Genomic DNA, 19,757 nt, shown 5'->3' with positions numbered 1-19,757 from the left:
AAATTCAAGTGCAGTGCAGCGGCATCAAGACGGTGTTTTCTCCTTTAAGATCATGGAGGGAACACCGCCTTTTTTGTCAGTTAATTTTCAAATGCCCGTTTTTTTGCTATGCTGTAACATAGACTGGAATGGAAGGGACTTGTACATTGCAATGAAATTTGCCGTATTGGATTTCGAAACAACCGGCACGCAGTCCGACGGTGAGATTATCCAAGCCGGACTTGCCATCATAGATCATGACTACAGCATAACTCAAATATATAGTTCTTATGTAAAACCTGGTGTGCCTATTCCTCCATTTATTACGGGATTAACCGGGATTACTGACGAAGATGTGGCGGACGCTCCCTCACTCGAAGAGATGATGATGGAGATGGTTCCGCTGCTTGACGATGTTGTCCTTGTGGGACACAACGTGGCTTTTGATTTTCATTTCCTTCAGAATGCGCTTGACCGATGCGGCTACTTGCCGTTCACCGGACGTATTCTGGATACCATTGATTTTCTCAAAATTTCATTTCCTTCACTTGGTTCTTATCAACTGGGGTATGTATCTTCAGAATTCGGATTCCAGCACGACCGTCCTCATCAGGCAGACAGTGATGCTTTGGCAACGGCCTATGTGCTCCTGAAGTGTTTGGATGAACTGCGTCAACTGCCATTGATTACGATACAGCGTCTCAGCGACCTGTTTGCACCTGAGGACAGCGATCTGGGCTGGTTCTTCGACGGCATGCGCAGTGAGAAGGAAGCAGAGCCCATACAGGATCTGGATGGACATACGTATTACCGCCAATTGGCCTTGAATGTGAGTGATTGGACTGAGATCGGTGCTCCACGCGATGAACGCGAAGGTAATCCGCTCGAAGGTGTAAGTTTTGAGCAGTATATGGATCAGGTCCGGGCCAATCTGCAGGATACCCTGGATCACTATGAAGAACGCGAGGCACAGACACAGATGTTCAGCAGTGTAAGGCAAGCGCTGGACGAAGAAAAGCATTTGTTAATTGAAGCAGGTACGGGTACGGGGAAATCCCTGGGGTACTTGCTGCCGGCCATATATGAAAGTGTGAAGCAGGAACGAAAAGTAATGGTTAGCACGCATACCATCAACCTGCAGGAACAGCTTCGGGAGCGTGATATCCCGCTGCTGACCAAAGTGGTGCCTTTTCCGTTTAAGGCTGCCGTGTTTAAAGGTCGGGGGCACTACCTGTGTCTGCGAAAGTTTGAGCACAAGATTAACAAACGTGAGTTTGCTACACCGAAAGAAGATTACTTTACAGCGGCTCAGATGATTGTGTGGCTCACCCAGACAGAGACTGGAGATGACGAGGAGCTGAACCTCAGTGCGCGCGGTGGGGACTTCTGGGAAACGGTACAGAGCGAATCGGAATCCTGCCTGGGACGTTCTTGTCCTTGGTTCAGGAAGTGCTTCTACCATCGGGCGAAGCATGAAGCAGGATTGTCTGATATCGTCATTACGAATCATTCCAAATTGTTTACGGATGTAAAAGCAGCTCATCAGCTTCTTCCTGCTTACGATAGTCTCGTAATCGACGAGGCTCATCATCTCGAGGATGTGGCGGGTAAGCACCTGGGTCTTCACATGAAATATTTCACGTTGGTTCATACCCTGACCCGATTGTTTAAGGATAGTCGGAACGGTCAGCTTCCCATGCTGCGAACACAACTTGCGGGGCATGAAAATTCGGTGCAGTGGGGCTCAGTCATTGACCAGATGTTCCCGCTTGCTGTTGAAGTCAAAGAGATGTGGGATCGTTTGAGCGATGCCTTGTTTAACCTGCTGCCTGAGCGGAGTGATGCTTCTCCCGGAGAAACAGGGCAATTTTCCCTTAGACTGAAGCCTTCAATGAAACCGGCAAAGTGGCAGGAGCTGCAGGATTACGAGAACCAGATTTATGTCACACTGGGGGACTTGATCCGCAAGGGAGACAAGCTGCTTCTTGAAGTCAAAGAAGACCAGGACGATTATCAATCGGATAGCTTGATCACGGACATTACAGGTCTGCTTAAGGATTTGGCAACGCTCAAAGAAAACCTACGTTTCTTCATGCGAATGGATGATGCCAAAACGGTATACTGGATGGAGGCAAGCGGCCAGTTCCGCAGCAAATCACTGCAGCTGTATGCCGTTCCTGTCGATGTTAGTGCACAGTTGAAGGACATGTTCTTCGATAAAAAGAAAAGCGTTGTCCTTACTTCGGCTACGCTATCGGTCGATAAGTCATTTCAGTTCATGATTGAACAGCTTGGCTTGCAGGAAGCAGCCGATAATAACCGTTTGCTGACGTCCATGCTGCCATCGCCATTCCGGTATAGGGACCAGGCTTTGCTGGTCATCCCTCGTGATTTCCCAAGCGTAAAAGGCAGTGTGGGGGATGCTCACTTTGTCGACATGCTTGTACGATCTCTGGCCGAAACGGCTATTGCGACAAGGGGCCGTATGATGGTGCTCTTTACTTCATACCGAATGCTGCGCCAGGTGTATGACCCATTAAAAGAAGCGCTGTCGGGTAACGATATTTCGCTGCTCGGTCAAGGCGTTGATAGTGGTAGTCGTTCCAAGTTAACCCGCAGGTTCCAGGATGCGAAAGCAACCGTTCTGCTGGGCACCAGCAGTTTCTGGGAAGGAGTAGATATCCCTGGAGAGGCTTTAACATGTCTGGCCATTGTCAGATTGCCTTTCCAGCCACCGAACCATCCACTCGTCGAGGCGAAGAGTGAACTGCTGCAGGAACAGAAAAAGAATCCGTTTATGAAGCTGTCTGTTCCACAGGCCGTCATTCGTTTCAAGCAGGGATTCGGCAGGCTTGTTCGTACGGCTAAGGATCGGGGTATAGTCATCGTTTACGATACACGGGTCATTGAGTCTTATTACGGAAAGTATTTCCTATATTCATTACCTGGTCCCAAAATGGAACATATGCTGACTGAACAGATGGTTCCACGGATTAGCGAGTGGCTGGAAACGCCGGCTCAGGACGCGTCTGCTTCGAATCAGGAGTGACATCGTTGCGCAATAAGGGCTTCTCGCTGTAAACTTTATTAAAGTGTGAATTATTTTTGAAGCACTTTTAACTTGATATCTTATAAGGCATCTTGCATGATTTCATTCGGAAACGAAAAAGGTTATGCGGGATGCTACATTTTTATTTATCTATTGTGGCCTTGGTAAGGGGGAGTAATGTAATGAAATCAGATAAAATTTCGGAAGCTGTGGTACGCAGATTGCCTGTTTACTTGCGCTATTTGAATGAACTGCATCAACGTGAGGTGGGCACGGTGTCATCACAGGAACTGGGACTACGCCTGGATCTTAATCCTGCCCAGATTCGCAAAGACCTTGCATACTTTGGGGACTTCGGTCGCAAAGGCATTGGATATGACGTATCGTATCTAATCGAGAAAATCCGTCATATATTGAAAATTGATCAGCAAATCAATGTTGCTCTGGTCGGAGCTGGTAACTTGGGACATGCATTGTCCAATTACAACGCCTATCTGAAAGACAACATGAAAATTGTTGCTGTTTTCGATGCATACGGTCCTAAGATCGGCAGTCAGATTAACAGCCTGAAAGTACAGCCCATGAATGAACTAACGGACTCGGTCAAAAAAGATAATATTCGTATTGGTATCATTACCGTTCCGGATACCGAAGCTCAGAACGTAGCCGATCAGCTCGTGGAATCCGGCATTGAAGCGATTCTGAACTTTGCACCAACCATCTTGAAAACACCACCGCACGTCCGTATTCATCATGCTGATTTTACAACGGATCTGCTTAGCCTTGCTTATTATCTGGAGAACGGAAAGGACGACGAGGAAGATGACGACAAATAGATGGGTAATTCATAACGGCAAATTTGCTGTAAATAGTGGTACGGAATGGACCGTGGTTCAAGGATATATGGTCGTTGAAGATGACAAGATTGTGCATATTGGTGAGACACTGCCGGATGGAGATGAGAGCCTGCCGAAGGTTGATGGCAAAGGACTGGTCTTTTTGCCGGGTCTGATCAATACGCATGGTCACGCAGCCATGTCCCTTCTGAGAGGTCACGGGGACGATCTGGCCCTGCAAGTATGGCTTCAGGAGAAAATGTGGCCTATGGAGGCGAAAATGACGTCTGAGGACGTGTATTGGGGCACCTCGCTTTCTGTATTAGAAATGCTGAAAGGCGGAACAACGGCATTCCTGGATATGTATGATCATATGGACCAGGTGGCAAAAGTGGTTGAACAATCCGGGATTCGTGCCGCATTGGCACGTGGTGTCATTGGTCTCTGTTCCGAAGAAGAGCAAATGCGCAAACTGCAAGAATCGGCTGCGTTTGCACGCGAGTGGAACGGACAGGCTGGTGGTCGAATTACGACGATCATCTCACCGCATGCGCCGTATACTTGCCCTCCGGATTACATAGAGAAGCTGGTACAGGTTGCACATGATCTGGATCTGCCGCTGCACACCCATATGTCGGAAACCCTTCGCGAAGTCGAACAGAATGTAACGGATTATGGACTGCGTCCAGTGGCACATCTGGAAAAGCTCGGTTTCTTCTCTCGACCTTCTCTTGTAGCTCACGCCGTACATTTGAATGATGAGGAGATTGAAATTCTGGCACGCCATGATGTAGCGGTCTCTCACAATCCGGGAAGCAACCTGAAGCTTGCTTCGGGTGTTGCGCGTGTTCCGGATCTGCTGAAAGCTGGAGTAACCGTATCTCTCGGAACAGACGGACCAGCAAGCAACAACAACCTGGATATGTTTGAAGAGATGAGACTGGCTGCTTTGATTCATAAGGGAGTATCCGGTGACCCAACAGCGGTTCCAGCGGGAGAAGCGCTGCTACTTGGAACGGGGTATGGTGCCAAGTCCATCTTCCTGAACAATACGGGAGCACTTCAAGTCGGCATGAAGGCTGATTTCATTGCGCTAAATATTGAACAAGCACACTTCTATCCGCACACGGATCTAATCTCTCATACCATTTACTCCGCTTCAGCCAAGGATGTGGAGCATGTATGGGTTGACGGCAAACAGCTGGTGAAACATGGTGAATGTCTTACTATGGATGAAGAGCGCATTCTGCGCGAGTCTCAACTTGCATTTGACGGACTGCTCGCCCGTTAATTTCAGAATAGCAGCAGCGTCATAGGGGAAAGGAAGTTCGGCTTTTGAAAAGAAAAAAGAAATGGATCTGGATCTCGCTGCTCATCCTGGTTTTGATTCTGTTTGGATTACAGCGCTTCTATGTCTATATTACCCAGGACCAGCGCAACGAAGAAGCGCTAGCTATTCAAGCGGCGCAGGAGCAGCTCGGGATAACTTCTTATGAGGATCTCCGAAAATACGTCTGGGGTCAAAAAGAAGGCGAAGATAACATTTACTGGACGATGATGGCCAAAAATAAAAATAATCAGGACATCGCCGTCTGGGTTAAGTTTGATGCAACCAATAAACCGGTCACAGGAAGCAACGCTGTGCACAGTGAATTGCTGCAGAACGGGTTATCGGAAGCACAAGTTCGCAATCGATTCAGCTCTGAAGTACCGGGCGGAGAGATCAAACGAATTATGCCTGGAGTCGTCAATGGCGTCTATGTATGGCAAGTTTATTACAAAGATGATACGCACAACTATTATCGATTCTATCGCTTCAGCAATGGAGAACAGGTTGATTTGGTCTATACGATTCCAAACAGTTAAACAGATATTCAGAGATTTTTCAGGTAAAATCTTCAAAGAACCGGCAGACGGAACCCCGCCTGATCCGGTTTTTTGGCGTATCTCGAAAATTATTCTGGATTTGAATAGTTAAAATTAATAATTTATTCATATTTTCGCCTTCGAAATTGTATATACGATGTGATATACTCAAATATGTATTCAAGGTTACATCAAACAGGAAATAAAACCTGTTGGGCACATCACAGGTCATTCGTACACAATTCATATTATGCCTATAAGCTATAGGGATGGGCCAAAAATTTGGGAGGGGAAACTCACTTGAAGCTAAAAGTATTGCCTATTGCTTTAACTGCCGTCATTTCAGCCGTTGTGTTGTTTGGAGGTTGGTTTGTGTATCGTCAGGTGGCCATGCAGAATCCGATTGAAAAAATGGTAACCCAGTATGAAGGGGTTAATGATGTTCAGTTAACTATTAACCGCAATGATGTACAATTGAAACTTGATTTGCAACCAAATGTAGATTTGGGCAGATTGGTTCAATATATTCAGAAAGAAGGACAGACCCTGATCGGCTCGCGCTCATTGAAACTTGATGTCGTTGATCATTCGAATGAAGCCCTGGAGAACTGGTGGGGCGATGCAATGTTTACCGTCGCTCAGGCGATGGAGAACAAGCAGTACACCGAAATTACACCAACATTATCCAAGATGGCGACCAATGGTATTCAAGTGAATACAGCCATGGATGACAATAACGTATATGTAAGTCTTAGAGACGGAGATGCCAGCAAGTTTATTATTCTGCCGCGTGTACCCGGCCAGATAGGAGTGTGGCCTAATGCCTAAATGGACGAAGGAAGTTGCCATTGGTTTTGTCCCCGTGTTGATTATCTTTCTCGCTTTTATTGGTGTGAATATCTTTCCGATTCTGATCGCAGCAGCGGTTGTGGGCGGATTGCTGCTTATGATGCAGATGCGGGGTGGCATTACCGTTGGAGCGGGTCAGGAACGTAAGCGCAAGAAAAAAGGACCCACCAAGCTGACGTTTGAAGAAATTGGCGGCCAGGATAGTGCCAAGCAGGAGCTGCGGGAAGCTCTTGATTTTCTCATCAAACATGAAGAAATTCAGAAGTTCGGGATTCGCCCATTGAAGGGGATCCTGCTTACAGGCCCTCCAGGAACAGGGAAAACCCTGATGGCCAAAGCGGCTGCACATTATACTGATTCCGTATTCGTTGCCGCTTCAGGCAGTGAGTTCGTAGAAATGTACGTCGGCGTAGGTGCTGGAAGAATTCGTGATTTGTTTCGTGATGCCAGAACACGTGCCGCGAAAGAAAACAAAGAGAACGCCATTATCTTTATCGATGAGATTGATGTTATTGGTGGTAAACGTGAAGGCGGTCAGCAGCGTGAGTATGACCAGACGCTCAATCAGCTGTTAACGGAAATGGACGGAATTTATACATCTGATACACCGCGTATTCTCGTTATTGCAGCAACAAACCGTAAGGAAATGCTGGACAGCGCCTTAACTCGTCCGGGACGTTTTGACCGTCATATCCAGGTGGACCTGCCTGATAAGAAAGGCAGAAAACATATTTTAGAGCTCCATGCGGTGAATAAACCTCTTATGGAAGGTGTAAACCTGGAGAAAACAGCAGAGGAATCCTACGGCTTTTCAGGTGCACAGCTTGAAAGTGTCATGAATGAAGCAGCAATCTACGCCATGAGAGATGGACTGCTCAACATTGAACAGCGCCACTTGTCTCTGGCGATTGATAAAGTCATGATGGGTGAGAAGACAGATCGTGAATCCAGTGTTGAAGAGAAAAAACGGGTAGCCATTCACGAATTGGGACATGCCATCATGGCAGAGCTCGTACGTCCTGGCAGCGTAAGCCAGGTTGCTCTCAGCCCGCGTGGACAGGCACTCGGTTATGTACGTCACAATCCGCAGCAGGAGCAATTCCTATACACCAAGCGTTTTCTGGAAGAACAGATCATGATTGCACTTGGCGGTGCAGCAGCAGAAGAAATGTACTACGGTGGTCGCAGTACCGGTTCACGCAATGACTTTGAACAGGCGACCAATGTTGTACAGACGATGATGGCTTCGGGTCTGACCTCGCTTGGTATTGTAAACATGGATATGGTTACAACAGAAGAGCTCATGCGCGAAAATAAAATGATTCTGCAGGATCTGATGGATCAGACCAAACGTCTGCTCGAAGAACAACGGACAATTTTCGACAATTCATTGGATACGCTGATGAGAGAAGAAGTTTTGTCTGGGGAGCAATTTCGTTGTCAATTTCGTGACAGCGCCCTTTTACCGGCATAATTTATTTATGCCGGTTATTTTTTTTTACTTTTCACTCGTGCTAAGATATTATTATATGTTGGGTCGAAATTTGTAATTTTCGGCGAACAGGGTACAATAGAGAAATAGAGAACCGAAAGGATGGAGCAGAACCATGTTTTTTAAAAAAATAGGAGTTGTCGGCGGCGGCACCATGGGACAAGGCATTTCCCAAATGCTTGCAGCCAAAGGACTTGATGTGCTTCTGGTGGAGCACACAGCGGAGAAGCTTAACCATGCATATGACATGATTGAAACAAACCTCGATAAGCAATTAGAGAAATGGGCTATTACCAAAGCCGAGAAAAAATTGATTTTATCCCGTATTACCAAAGTTGCTCATCTGGCAGAACTGGGATCATGCGATATGGTTATCGAAACGATTTCTGAAGATCTGGAAGCCAAAAAGGCGGTATTCAGCCAATTGGATCAGGTTTGCCCAAGCAATGTTATTCTTGCAAGTAATACATCCACGCTGAGTTTGACCGAGCTTGCAAGCTCGACCAAGTACCCAGAGCGTGTTATTGGTATGCACTTTATTCACCCGGTTTCCCGGGTTGACCTTGTAGAAATTATTCGTGGTTTGAAAACATCGGATTCCACTTTCGATGAAACAAGAAGATTTGTGGAAGAGGTTGTAGACAAAAAAGGTGTAATGATCTATGAATCCCCTGGATTCGTTACGTCCAGACTGATTTGCTTGCTGATCAATGAAGCTCTTCATGTCCTTCAAGAAGGCGTTGCTTCTGCTGAAGATATTGATGATGCAATGCGTATCGGATACAACTTCCAGCATGGCCCGCTTGAAATGGCTGACCGTTTCGGATTGGACTCCGTTGAAGCTGCGCTGGAAAGAATGTTCCGTGAGTTCGGAGAGCTCAAATATCGTCCTTCTACCGTATTGAAGAAAATGGTACGTGCAGGACATCTCGGTGTTAAGACGGGCGAAGGATTCTTCAAGTACGACAAGGATGGTGACCGGCTGTGAAAATTCTCGTAATCAACGCGGGGAGCTCCTCGCTTAAATATCAATTGTATGACATGACAGATGAGTCCGTACTCGCTAAAGGACTGGTTGAACGGATCGGGATGGATTCCTCCATTCTTACGCACAAACCGACGGGCCGTGAGGATGTTACTGAAGTCAGTGAAATTCTGGAGCATACTACGGCAATTCGTAAAGTTATCGATATTTTGACAGATAAAGAAAACGGCGTGCTCGGTTCAGTCGATGAGATTCAGGCTGTTGGACACCGTGTCGTTCACGGCGGGGAAGCCTTCAAGGAATCCGCACTCGTTGACGATGCAGCGAAGGCTGAAATTCGCCGCTTGTTCGATTTGGCACCACTTCACAACCCAGCAGCAATGATGGGTATTCGTGCGGCTGAACTTAATATGCCAGGTGTACCTCAGGTCATGGTATTTGATACAGCATTCCATCAGACGATGCCTGAGAAAGCATATCTCTACGCGATTCCGCGTGTACTGTACAAAAAATATAAAGTGCGTCGTTACGGTGCCCACGGTACTTCCCATGACTACGTAAGCAAGACGGCAGCTGAGTATGTAGGCCGTCCAGTAGAAGATCTCAAAATCATCACTTGCCACGTCGGTAACGGCGGCAGCGTAACGGCAGTAAAAGGTGGCGTATCCGTAGATACATCCATGGGTATGACTCCGCTTGAAGGTCTGATGATGGGAACGCGCAGTGGTGACCTTGACCCGGCCATCGTGCCTTACGTAATGAACAAGGAAGAACTGAGCGTGAGCGAAGTGAACTCCATGTTGAACAAACATAGCGGACTGCTTGCCATCTCGGGCATCAGCAGTGACATGCGTGAGATTACGGAAGGAATGGAGAACGGTGATGCGAACTCCACCCTTGCATTCGAAATGTACGAATATCGTTTGCGTAAATACATCGGTTCATATGCAGCAGCAATGAACGGTGTGGACGTGATTGTATTTACAGCAGGTGTGGGCGAGAACTCCGTCGTTCTTCGCCAAAAAGTATGCGAGCAGCTTACTTACCTGGGTGTGGAAGTGGATGAAGCTCTCAATGCCATCCGTTCCGGCGAACCGCGCCGAATCACAACAGCAAACTCCAAGGTTGAGGTTCTCGTTGTACCTACCAATGAAGAATTGGTGATTGCACGTGATACACACCGAATCGTATTGAATTCTAAGTAATCTAATTGTAAAGTGAATATAGCATGTCAAGGAAGTGCAGGGGACAGGCTGAGGCCTGCCCGCTGCATTTTCAAATTTAGGAACCAAGGGGAGATATGGGCATGAGTACGGATTGTGTAATTCGTAATGTGAATGAGCATGTGGGCGAAACCGTGAAGATCGGTGCCTGGATTAATAACAAACGTTCCAGCGGCAAAATTCAATTTTTGCAGCTGCGCGATGGAACCGGATATATTCAAGGTGTTGTCGTAAAAAGTGAAGTTAGCGAAGAGGTATGGAATGATGCCAAAAGCCTCACGCAAGAAAGTTCCTTGTATGTAACAGGAATTATTCGTGAAGAACCGCGCAGCGCATCCGGATATGAAATGACGGTTACGGGCGTCGAGATCATTCATTTGACTGAAAACTATCCGATTACACCGAAAGAGCATGGTGTGGACTTCTTGATGGATCATCGTCATCTATGGCTGCGTTCTACGAAGCAACGTGCTGTTATGGTGATTCGTGCAGAGATTATCCGTGCAGTTCAGCAGTTTTTTGATGGTAACGGATTCACTCAGGTTGATCCTCCGATTCTGACTCCTTCGTCCGCTGAGGGAACAACCAACCTGTTCCACATCAAATATTTTGATGAGGATGCTTATCTTACACAAAGTGGCCAATTGTACATGGAAGCTGCAGCAATGGCGCTGGGTAAAGTATATTCCTTCGGACCAACGTTCCGTGCCGAGAAATCCAAAACTCGCCGCCATCTGATCGAGTTCTGGATGATTGAGCCGGAAATGGCATTTGTGGATCACGAAGAAAGTTTGCGAGTACAAGAGAAGTTCATTGCACACGTCGTTCAGTCTGTCGTGAAAAACTGCCGTGCCGAACTGGAATCCATCGGGCGTGACGTATCCAAACTGGAAGGGATCACAGCTCCATTCCCTCGTATTACGTATGATGAAGCGATTGAGTTCTTGAATGGACAAGGCTTCGATATTCCTTGGGGAGAAGATTTCGGTGCTCCACACGAGACAGCGATTGCGGAGAAGTATAATACTCCTGTATTTATTACGCATTACCCAGCTGGCATCAAGGCATTTTACATGAAACCGGACCCGAATCGCCCGGAAGTGGTTCTCTGCGCTGACATGATCGCACCAGAGGGTTACGGCGAAATCATTGGCGGATCCCAACGTATCGATGATCCCGAGTTGATGCAGCAGCGCTTTGAAGAGCACAAGTTGTCTGACGAGGCGTATCAATGGTACCTGGATCTGCGTAAATACGGATCGGTACCTCACTCCGGATTTGGTCTGGGATTGGAGCGGACAGTAGCATGGATCTGCGGGTTGGATCATGTACGTGAGACAATTGCATTCCCGCGTATGCTCTACCGTCTGTACCCTTAATGATTAATCACGAATCTATGGAAGAAACCGGATCCAAAGCGTGGCTCAGTGGCGTAGCTTACGGGTTAACGTCTGGGACAGCACAGCTCCCGTATGCTTTGTTGCGTTTTTATCACCAACTCGGATTATCAGATGCCGAAGTGCTTCTGCTGATTCAATTGCTCGGCTACCGTCAGGCAGAATTCAATGAGTTTCCTACCCTGGAAGAGCTGGCGGGACGAATGGGACTTGCCCCCGAAGGTATTGCCCGAATGCTCCAACGGTTGATGAGGGATGGGTATATATCCATTGATGAGCATCGGGACGAAGAGCGGGATATTCAGTATGAGCGTTACGATCTGCATGGATTGTATGCCAAACTCGCAACATGTGTTGCTGAAGATGCAGCAGCCGCAAGGCAACAGCAAATGAGCATGACAGCACGTCCTAATTCGAACAGTGTTCAAATAGAAGAGGGAGAACGTAATATGTTTTCCATCTTTGAGAAAGAATTTGGTCGCCCGCTTTCACCCATGGAATGCGAAACGATCTCCAGCTGGCTGGATCAGGACCGTTATCAGGAAGAACTGATACTGATGGCCCTGAAGGAAGCCGTATTTGCCGGTAAAGTACATTTCCGCTATATTGACCGCATCTTGCTGGAGTGGAGCCGCAACCGGGTGAAGAATGTTCAGGACGCGAAGGCATACACGCAGCGTTTTCGCAGCGGTGGACGCTAGTCTGAGTGCAAAGGAAAATCAAGGAACAGGCCAGAAACATTCTGAGCCTGTTTTTTGATTCCGGAAGGAAATGAAGATCTCTACAATGAAGTGATTGATGAACTCATCATCTATTCAGGCACTGTTATGATAAGAATTTTAAAAAAATTTAAATAAATACGCAGGGGCAGCCCAGAACGTTGTCGTCTATTGTAGTGGAGAGGAGGGGAGAGTCATTGATGAAGCGCGCTTAATCGAACAAATCCGTCAAGGAGATGCATCCAAGTTTCGCTTGTTGATCGATAAGTACAGCCAGCATGTTTATCATGTGGCATATTCCGTACTCAGGAACGATCAGGAGGCGCAGGATGCAGCTCAGGAGGCGTTCATTCAGATGTATAAATCTCTCCCCGAGTACCGTTCCGAAGGCTTCAAAACGTGGCTTACCCGAATTGCCTTTCACAAAGCCATTGATGCAAAACGCAAGTTAGGCCGGCGAAGCAGTGAAGATCTGGGTGGAGAAGAACGAATAATCAACCTGCCTGGAAGCGAGGAAGATATTTTGGCCCGGCTCGTGCGGGAAGAACGCAAGGAAACCCTGCGTGAACGAATTAATCAACTGCCTGCCCAGCATAGGGACATTATTACAGCGTATTATTTAAGCGAAAAAAATTATGAGCAGATCGCACATGATGCCCAGGTGGCTGTCAAAACCGTGGAATCCCGTTTGTACCGTGCCCGGCAGTGGATCAGAAGTCATTGGAAGGAGGATGAGTGGCGTGAGTAAAAACGAGATGTACCGTGTGCAGGACTGGACGGATTATATTGAAGGACGAGTTACCGGTGACCAAGCTGTTAACATGGAAAAGGCTATCATTGAAGATCCGGAAGCCATGGATAACTATCTGGAAGCGATGGGGATTCACCAAACATGGCCACAACTGGAGAACCCGGCCCACTTTGCTGATTCCATCATGGAGCGTATTACGGATCTGAACCAGTCAGGAAGCAAGCGCAAATCACGTTCAGGCCGAAGCAGACGCTGGCTGGAGCACAAGGTGTTTCATTATGCTGTAGCGGCTTGCCTGACGCTAATCTTTCTCTCCTCCGGAGTGTTTGATAAGGTAGCGCCCTATCACAAGTTCCATGACGGCGAGCAGCGGGGATCTTTTACACAGAAATGGACGGAAGCCGCCACCAATTGGCTGGATAACTTCAAGCCTAAACCATAAATCATACGCATTGCCTGAAAAGAAAGGATGACGACTGTGCAATCAGATCGCAACAAAATATTTGCATTTTTATTAAATGTGATCCCGGGTCTTGGTTTTCTCTATTGGGGTCGAACCGCTAAGGCGATGATTTACCCATTACTCGTTTTTGGCTCTTTGATAGGTGCCTTCATGTTGGCAGTAATTGGAGATGAACGTGACCTGATGATATTCGGAGCACTCGCTGCCTTTTTCTTCTGGTGCATCAACATGCTGGACATCATCATTGTTCTGCTGCGTACCCCTTCTGTACGTAATGCTCATTACAGGGGCTACGAGGCTCAATATGGTCCATATCCAGGAGGTCCATATGAACAGGGCTATCCGGATCCAAATGGCGTTATGGAGCCAATGAATGGGGAAGAGATGCGTCAGCATTCTGCAGGTGGCTATGGTATTCCTGAGGGTACATACGGCCAACCTGTGTATCGCAAAGGCAGTGAAGGTGAACGATTCTTTACCATTTTACTGTCATTCATCCCAGGTCTGGGACATCTTCATCTGGGGCTGCTGCATCGGGGACTATCCTTTTTGATCGCATTCTTTGGCTCTTTCGCGATGATGGTCTTTGTTGCTTCCATTACCAATGAAGAGACCTTTCTGATGTTTCTGCTTATTCTGCCAGTCATTTGGGTTTACTGCATGTTTGACGCTGTACAGCATGCACATCGAAAGCAGGCAGGAGAAGTATTGCAGGACCGTACGTTGTTCGAAGAGTTGGAAATGGGCAGAGCATCTGGACGACGCAGCAAGGTGTTAGCTACCCTCTTGTCAGCTTTTCCAGGGGCAGGTCATCTGTATCTGGGTCTTCAGAAGCGAGGAATGCAATTAATGTTCCTGTTCCTCGGCAGCATTTATATTCTGGACCTGCTGCATTTGTCCGTTTTCCTGTTCATGATTCCGCTCGTTTGGTTCTACAGCTTCTTTGATGGGCTACAGTGTTCAAGCCGTTATGGCCGCGAACCGCTTACGGATCAACCGATATTTAAGGATTGGGCTAGACATCAGCGTCTGATTGGATTCGGTATTGCAGCACTTGGCGTGTATTATCTGGCAATCCGGCTTGTCATTCCACAACTGAACGAAATGTTCCCTAATCTGTTTATGACATATGAAATCCGTTCCTATGTGAACACGATTATTGTTTCGCTATTGCTTATTTTTGGTGGATTGAAGCTGCTCTTTGGTAAGCAGCGTCCGATTGCGCAGCATAGCGGACTAAACGGGAAAGAAGACGATTCGGCTAATCTGTTCCTGTTCAAGGATCGGGATAATTGATTGTAAATTAAGGTGAATTTCGGGCTTGTCGGAGCCCCAAACCAAAAAACACGCTATGAGCTGAACAATCAGTCATAGCGTGTTTTTGATTTGGTCTTGAATAACAATGAGGGAATGATAGCTATTTCGAAATACCTTTCAGCAGCAGCTGACGATACATCACTTCGAACAGAAACTCAAATGCTTCCAGATGCCTTTTGGCTTCAAATGCATCTTTGCCCCAGGCATAAATGCCGTGATTGCGCAGTAAAATTCCCGGCACTTTGGGGTCAAGTACACCTGGAACCAGTTCGGCAATGGATGGAATATCAGCAAAGTTAGGCAGTACCGGCACCCGAATCTCGGCATTTTCTTCCCAAATGTTAAAAGCCTTGATCAGTTCAATGCCTTGGATCGGCACATGACCTTCTCCGCCAAAGAACTCGCTGATCAGGTTGTTAAATACAGTGTGTACATGGAATACAGCCCCGCAGCCAGTCAACCGATAGATTTCACAATGAATCAGTGTTTCTGCACTTGGCTTCAGGGTTGTTGTTTCGATCGCTTTACCATGCTTGTCGACAAAAAGGAAATCTTCCGGCGTGCGAAGAGATTTGTCTTTGCCTGAAGCCGTAACGGCAAAATAAAATTGCTCGGGATCAAACTCTCCCACACGCATCGACAGGTTACCGCTTGTTCCAGGGAACCAGTTGCGGCTGGCAAAGAGGGCTTTAATCTCAGCAAGTTCCTCCAGCACCTGACGTTTGTGTTCCAATGTAATCTTCTCAAAACCCATTTTTACAGCACTCCTTGTGTTTGCTTCTGTTTCATGTCTTCCATAATATCGTAAAAGGTAGCAAATGGGACATGGTCTACACCAAGTTCGATGCACTTGTCTGTCAGGATGGAACGGGAGTACACCAGATCGGCAATTTTGGCACCTTCAAAATCGGTTAGACTGTCTCCGATCAGAATCCGATTATATTGTTCTTCCGGGAATGTGCGGATGACCGTCGTTTTGCACATACCACAGCCGTTCTCACAAGGGGGCTGACATGGATTAGGCCATTCAATTCGGATAAAATCACCTGTAAAGTCTGCACCGTTACAATAGACGTGATCATGTGGAATGTTAAAAGGTGCAAGCAGTGGTTCGATAAAAAAGTCCATACCGCCACTGGTCACATTAAATTCAATGCCTTCGTTCCGAACATATTCCAGAAACTCGCCAAATCCCTCGCGGATGCCTGCTTGTCCAAGCACAAATTCAACAATTTCATCCTTTTGTGATGCAGGCAGCAGAGCAAACATGGCTCCGACCCCTTCACGCAGGGTAATGCTTTGATCCACCGTATCTTTCATGATTGCCTCAAATCCTTCAGGCTTAAAGTGCTTCATGATCGCCACAATATTGTCCGAAAGGGTAATCGTGCCATCAAAATCACAGAAAATGACCGTTTTCTTGTCACTTCTCATCGTTCTCCACCCCACAGGTCCAGTGCACTTTTCAACTCGGGGTGCTCAGATGCATACTCTGCAAGCGGAATTCCACGCTGTGCCGCCTCAATGGCTTGCAAGAATGCACGCCCACCTGCCTCAGTACCCATTGGATGTCCGTGGATACCTCCACCGGCGTTCACGATAACATCCGTGCCAAAATCACGGAGAATTAATGGCACAAGTCCTGGGTGAATCCCAGCGGATGGAACCGGCATACTGCTTCTGACCGGGAGCTCTTTGGAGAGCAGCTGCTCCGTAATGGCCATATTTTCTTCTTTTGGCATGGTCACCGATCCGTAAGGCGAAGGGAAGAGAACGAGATCCGCTCCGGCAAGACGCATTAGTTGACCCAGCAGCACCGAAGCGGATATCCCGTAATGCGGTGAAGGGTACAGTGCGCCAGCAAGTGCAGGATGCGCCATGATTGGCACGTTAATGTCCGGATCGCTTGTAAGCTCCTGCAGAACGTCATATCCGTACGACAAAACGTTAAACAACAGGGCATTGGCACCCGCATCAATCGCTCGTTCAGCCTGCTTCTTCAAGCGCGAAGTTGGGCCAGTCAGGTTGGCGGCATAGAGCAATTTCTTGCCAGTCTCCTGGCGGGCCTGCTCAGCAGCCTTCATGCAAACCTCGACTCTTTTCTCGATAGGTGTCAGCTTGTTTTCAAACAGAATTTCGTCATCCTTGATCAGATCAACTCCGCCCAGAGCCTGACGGATAAACTGTTCGCGCAGCTCATCTGCATCCAGACCAATGACTGATTTGAAGATGCTCATTAACAGTGGACGATCATGAACACCAAGCAGATCACGAACCCCATTCAGTCCGAATTTGGGACCAGGGAATGCACCCAGGAATCCGTCCGAGAAGCCCAGTCTTGTCAGCTTGATCCGACCATCCATCGAAATTTTACCGAAGACGGTAACGAGCAGAGCCGGAATATCGCGGCTGAAGTTCACATCAGGATATCCGATCGTAATATCTGCATATCGTTCTCCTGGAGCCATGCCCTCATGTTCATGAACTTCTACGCTAATCACTTCGCCAAGATGTTTCTGCATGGCTTCGCGCTTGGCTTGCGGCAATTCAGTCCAACTGCCGACAGTCATACCGACTGCAATGGATTCAGCCTTTTTGCGGAAATCTGCACGATCATCATACAGACGATATGTGGCAGTACACATGTTGTTCATCGTAAATCTCCTTCCAAAGCAGCTCCCATCTCCCGTGAGCGCTCTGCGCAGCGGTTGACGGCTGCAATCACGTTTTCAAAGAAATCGCCCTCATCCAGTGTTTTGAGTGCTGCCTGTGTAGCGCCTCCAGGTGAGGTAACATCACTGCGAAGTTTCATGGGCTCCGCTCCCGTTTGCTGAACCATTCTCGCCGCACCAAGTACAGTTTGAACAGTCAGATCGCGGGATTGCTGGCTGGACAGTCCGCCGCGGATCCCCGCCGCAATCATGGCTTCCATCAAATAGTATACATAAGCTGGGCCGCTTCCGGAAATACCCGTGAGCACTTCCAGTTTCTCTTCCGGAACAATGGTGACAATGCCTACCGCTTCAAACATCGTCATGACTGTACTGCGCTGCTCATCTGTAATTTCAGCGGAGAAGGCAAGTCCTGTTGCACCAAGTCCAATCGTACTGGATGTATTCGGCATGGATCGAGCGATCGGTTGTTTACGGCCGAGCAGTGTCTGCATCGTGCGGATGGATAATCCGGCGATGACAGAGACGATAAGCTGGTCCGGTGACAGGAGGGGACCAAGCTCACGAAGAGCTGCCGCAGCGTCTTTTGGTTTCATGGCCAGTACAATAACGGGAGAAGCGGAGAGTACTTCCGATGATTGGGAGGCTGTTCCTGTATGAACGGCATAACGAGTACTCAGCTCTTCCTGACGTTTCTGGTTGCTCCGGTTCAGCATCGTAATATCCTGCGGGCGTACAACGAGGCGGGAGATCAGTCCGCGCACAATGGCTTCTGCCATGGCACCTGCTCCGTGGAAAGTAATCTTTTGTTGTAATAACGTCTGTTGTTCTTGACTCATGGTTATCGTTCCTCCTATATGGCTGTGGCTGCGATATTATTGCCGAATTTGTCCATTGCCGGTAACGCGGTATTTGGTAGAAGTAAGGGCAGGCAGTCCCATTGGACCACGAGCATGCAGCTTCTGTGTGCTTATTCCAATTTCGGCTCCATAACCGAACTCGAATCCATCCGTGAAGCGAGTGGAAGCATTGTGATAAACGGCGGCAGCATCCACGTCATGCAAAAAGCGTTCCGCATGAGCTGTATCACGGGTGACGATGCATTCGGAATGTTTGGTGCCATACGTGGCAATATGCTGCATGGCTTCTTCCAGACCCTGCACAACTCGTATATTCAAAATATAATCATTATACTCTGTACCGTAGTCTTCTTCCGTCACGGGAAGGGCAGTAGGGATCAGACGACGAGTCGTGTCACAACCCTTCAATACGACATTCGCCTCACGGAATTGTTCGGCCAAGGCAGGCAAATGCTGTTCTGCATAAGCAGCATGAATCAGCAGGGTTTCCATGGAATTACATACGGATGGGCGCTGTGCTTTTGCGTTGATCGCAATTTCTGATGCCATGACCGGATCCGCCGTTTCATCCACATACGTATGGCAGATGCCTGCGCCTGTTTCGATGACAGGTACCGTTGCATTGGTCACCACGTTGCGAATCAGTGAAGCACCGCCTCTTGGAATAATGACGTCCAGTAGTCCATTCAGCTTGAGCATTTCATCGACGGAAGAGCGGTTAGCGTCTTCCACGAGCTGCAGCGCATCCGGCGGCAAGTCTGTTTTGGCTAGTGCCTGATGGAGTACTTCTACAATACGACGATTGGAAGAGAGGGCAGAAGAACCCCCGCGCAGCAGAACGGCATTGCCCGTCTTGAGGCATAGCCCAGCTGCATCAACCGTAACGTTAGGACGGGCCTCATAGATGATGCCAATCAGGCCAATCGGCACCCTTAATTTTTCAATGTGGAGTCCATCTGGACGCGTAAATGACTCCAGTACTTCACCAACTGGATCTGGGAGTTCAACAATCTGACGCAAACCCTCCGCAATTCCCGCGATACGCTCTTTGTTTAAAGCGAGACGATCAAGCATGGATTCTGGTGTCCCTTGCTCTCTGCCACGCTCGAGATCTTCCGCATTGGCCGTAATAATGGATTCCGATTCCGTAATAAGCGCATCCGCCATGGCAAGCAAGGCTTTATTTTTCTGGTCCGTACTCAAACGGTTTAACTGTGGAACAGACGATTGAGCTTTGCTGGCTTTTTGTCTTACTTCACTCATCTGAAATTCCTCCTTCATTTATGCAAGTCCATGTCT

18 protein-coding genes are annotated in these 19,757 nt (G+C 47.8%); 13 read left to right on the top strand and 5 right to left on the bottom strand.

The genetic code is table 11. From position 1 onward, the window contains the following. The first annotated feature begins 151 nt into the window (after positions 1–151). The 13 genes from dinG to AC3RCI_RS18735 all read left to right on the top strand — a co-directional run bounded on the left by dinG (position 152) and on the right by AC3RCI_RS18735 (position 14,905). On the top strand, positions 152–3,028 hold the full coding sequence (gene dinG / locus AC3RCI_RS18795; protein ID WP_492525982.1) for an ATP-dependent DNA helicase DinG: 2,877 nt from the start codon (positions 152–154) through the stop codon (positions 3,026–3,028). A 182-nt stretch (positions 3,029–3,210) separates the two neighbouring features. Beyond that, entirely contained in the window at positions 3,211–3,864 is a 654-nt protein-coding gene (locus tag AC3RCI_RS18790) for a redox-sensing transcriptional repressor Rex (protein WP_127540332.1), read from the top strand. After that, positions 3,851–5,155, top strand: coding sequence for an amidohydrolase (locus AC3RCI_RS18785; protein WP_251643650.1), 1,305 nt, complete (start codon positions 3,851–3,853; stop codon positions 5,153–5,155). Before AC3RCI_RS18790 ends, AC3RCI_RS18785 begins: the two co-directional genes overlap by 14 nt. A 44-nt stretch (positions 5,156–5,199) precedes the next feature. Continuing rightward, a complete protein-coding gene (locus tag AC3RCI_RS18780) occupies positions 5,200–5,730 on the top strand; it encodes a hypothetical protein (RefSeq protein ID WP_154895653.1) in 531 nt (176 codons plus the stop codon). 300 nt (positions 5,731–6,030) lie between these two features. Beyond that, positions 6,031–6,558 (top strand): hypothetical protein, encoded by a 528-nt coding sequence (locus AC3RCI_RS18775; RefSeq protein WP_095292793.1) that lies wholly within the window; start codon positions 6,031–6,033, stop codon positions 6,556–6,558. After that, complete coding sequence (locus AC3RCI_RS18770) at positions 6,551–8,053, top strand: AAA family ATPase (RefSeq protein ID WP_154895657.1); 1,503 nt, start codon at positions 6,551–6,553, stop codon at positions 8,051–8,053. The genes AC3RCI_RS18775 and AC3RCI_RS18770 overlap by 8 nt, the downstream gene beginning before the upstream one ends. A 133-nt stretch (positions 8,054–8,186) precedes the next feature. Continuing rightward, positions 8,187–9,059, top strand: coding sequence for a 3-hydroxyacyl-CoA dehydrogenase family protein (locus AC3RCI_RS18765; protein ID WP_095292788.1), 873 nt, complete (start codon positions 8,187–8,189; stop codon positions 9,057–9,059). After that, positions 9,056–10,261: an acetate/propionate family kinase gene (locus tag AC3RCI_RS18760; RefSeq protein WP_095292787.1), complete on the top strand. Its 1,206-nt coding sequence runs from the start codon at positions 9,056–9,058 to the stop codon at positions 10,259–10,261. The genes AC3RCI_RS18765 and AC3RCI_RS18760 overlap by 4 nt, the downstream gene beginning before the upstream one ends. A 101-nt stretch (positions 10,262–10,362) precedes the next feature. After that, positions 10,363–11,658: an asparagine--tRNA ligase gene (asnS, locus tag AC3RCI_RS18755; RefSeq protein WP_127540342.1), complete on the top strand. Its 1,296-nt coding sequence runs from the start codon at positions 10,363–10,365 to the stop codon at positions 11,656–11,658. A 17-nt stretch (positions 11,659–11,675) separates the two neighbouring features. Then, positions 11,676–12,377 (top strand): DnaD domain protein, encoded by a 702-nt coding sequence (locus tag AC3RCI_RS18750; protein WP_492525980.1) that lies wholly within the window; start codon positions 11,676–11,678, stop codon positions 12,375–12,377. Between the two features lie 271 nt (positions 12,378–12,648). After that, positions 12,649–13,143 (top strand): RNA polymerase sigma factor, encoded by a 495-nt coding sequence (locus AC3RCI_RS18745; RefSeq protein WP_227779808.1) that lies wholly within the window; start codon positions 12,649–12,651, stop codon positions 13,141–13,143. Next, a complete protein-coding gene (locus tag AC3RCI_RS18740) occupies positions 13,136–13,588 on the top strand; it encodes a hypothetical protein (RefSeq protein WP_492525978.1) in 453 nt (150 codons plus the stop codon). Before AC3RCI_RS18745 ends, AC3RCI_RS18740 begins: the two co-directional genes overlap by 8 nt. A gap of 27 nt (positions 13,589–13,615) precedes the next feature. Next, complete coding sequence (locus AC3RCI_RS18735; protein WP_492525977.1) at positions 13,616–14,905, top strand: multi-tm2 domain protein; 1,290 nt, start codon at positions 13,616–13,618, stop codon at positions 14,903–14,905. Between the two features lie 121 nt (positions 14,906–15,026). Here the strand turns inward: AC3RCI_RS18735 and AC3RCI_RS18730 are convergent, their stop codons facing one another. From AC3RCI_RS18730 to AC3RCI_RS18710, 5 genes are read right to left on the bottom strand one after another with little or no spacing between them, the layout of a single operon-like run. Continuing rightward, on the bottom strand, positions 15,027–15,680 hold the full coding sequence (locus tag AC3RCI_RS18730) for a methylthioribulose 1-phosphate dehydratase (protein WP_492525975.1): 654 nt from the start codon (positions 15,678–15,680) through the stop codon (positions 15,027–15,029). Positions 15,681–15,682: 2 nt separating this feature from the next. Further along, entirely contained in the window at positions 15,683–16,360 is a 678-nt protein-coding gene (locus AC3RCI_RS18725) for a 2-hydroxy-3-keto-5-methylthiopentenyl-1-phosphate phosphatase (RefSeq protein ID WP_154895668.1), read from the bottom strand. After that, complete coding sequence (locus AC3RCI_RS18720) at positions 16,357–17,580, bottom strand: 2,3-diketo-5-methylthiopentyl-1-phosphate enolase (protein ID WP_492525973.1); 1,224 nt, start codon at positions 17,578–17,580, stop codon at positions 16,357–16,359. Before AC3RCI_RS18720 ends, AC3RCI_RS18725 begins: the two co-directional genes overlap by 4 nt. After that, on the bottom strand, positions 17,577–18,437 hold the full coding sequence (proC, locus tag AC3RCI_RS18715; RefSeq protein ID WP_170948280.1) for a pyrroline-5-carboxylate reductase: 861 nt from the start codon (positions 18,435–18,437) through the stop codon (positions 17,577–17,579). Before proC ends, AC3RCI_RS18720 begins: the two co-directional genes overlap by 4 nt. Positions 18,438–18,473: 36 nt before the next feature. After that, positions 18,474–19,721, bottom strand: a complete 1,248-nt coding sequence (locus tag AC3RCI_RS18710) for a glutamate-5-semialdehyde dehydrogenase (protein ID WP_492525971.1) — start codon at positions 19,719–19,721, stop codon at positions 18,474–18,476. Positions 19,722–19,757: the final 36 nt, after the last annotated feature.

This window comes from Paenibacillus sp. MT124 (genome assembly GCF_058792755.1).
Note: the sequence above shows the minus strand (reverse complement) of the source record. Positions and strands in the feature narration are given on the sequence as shown.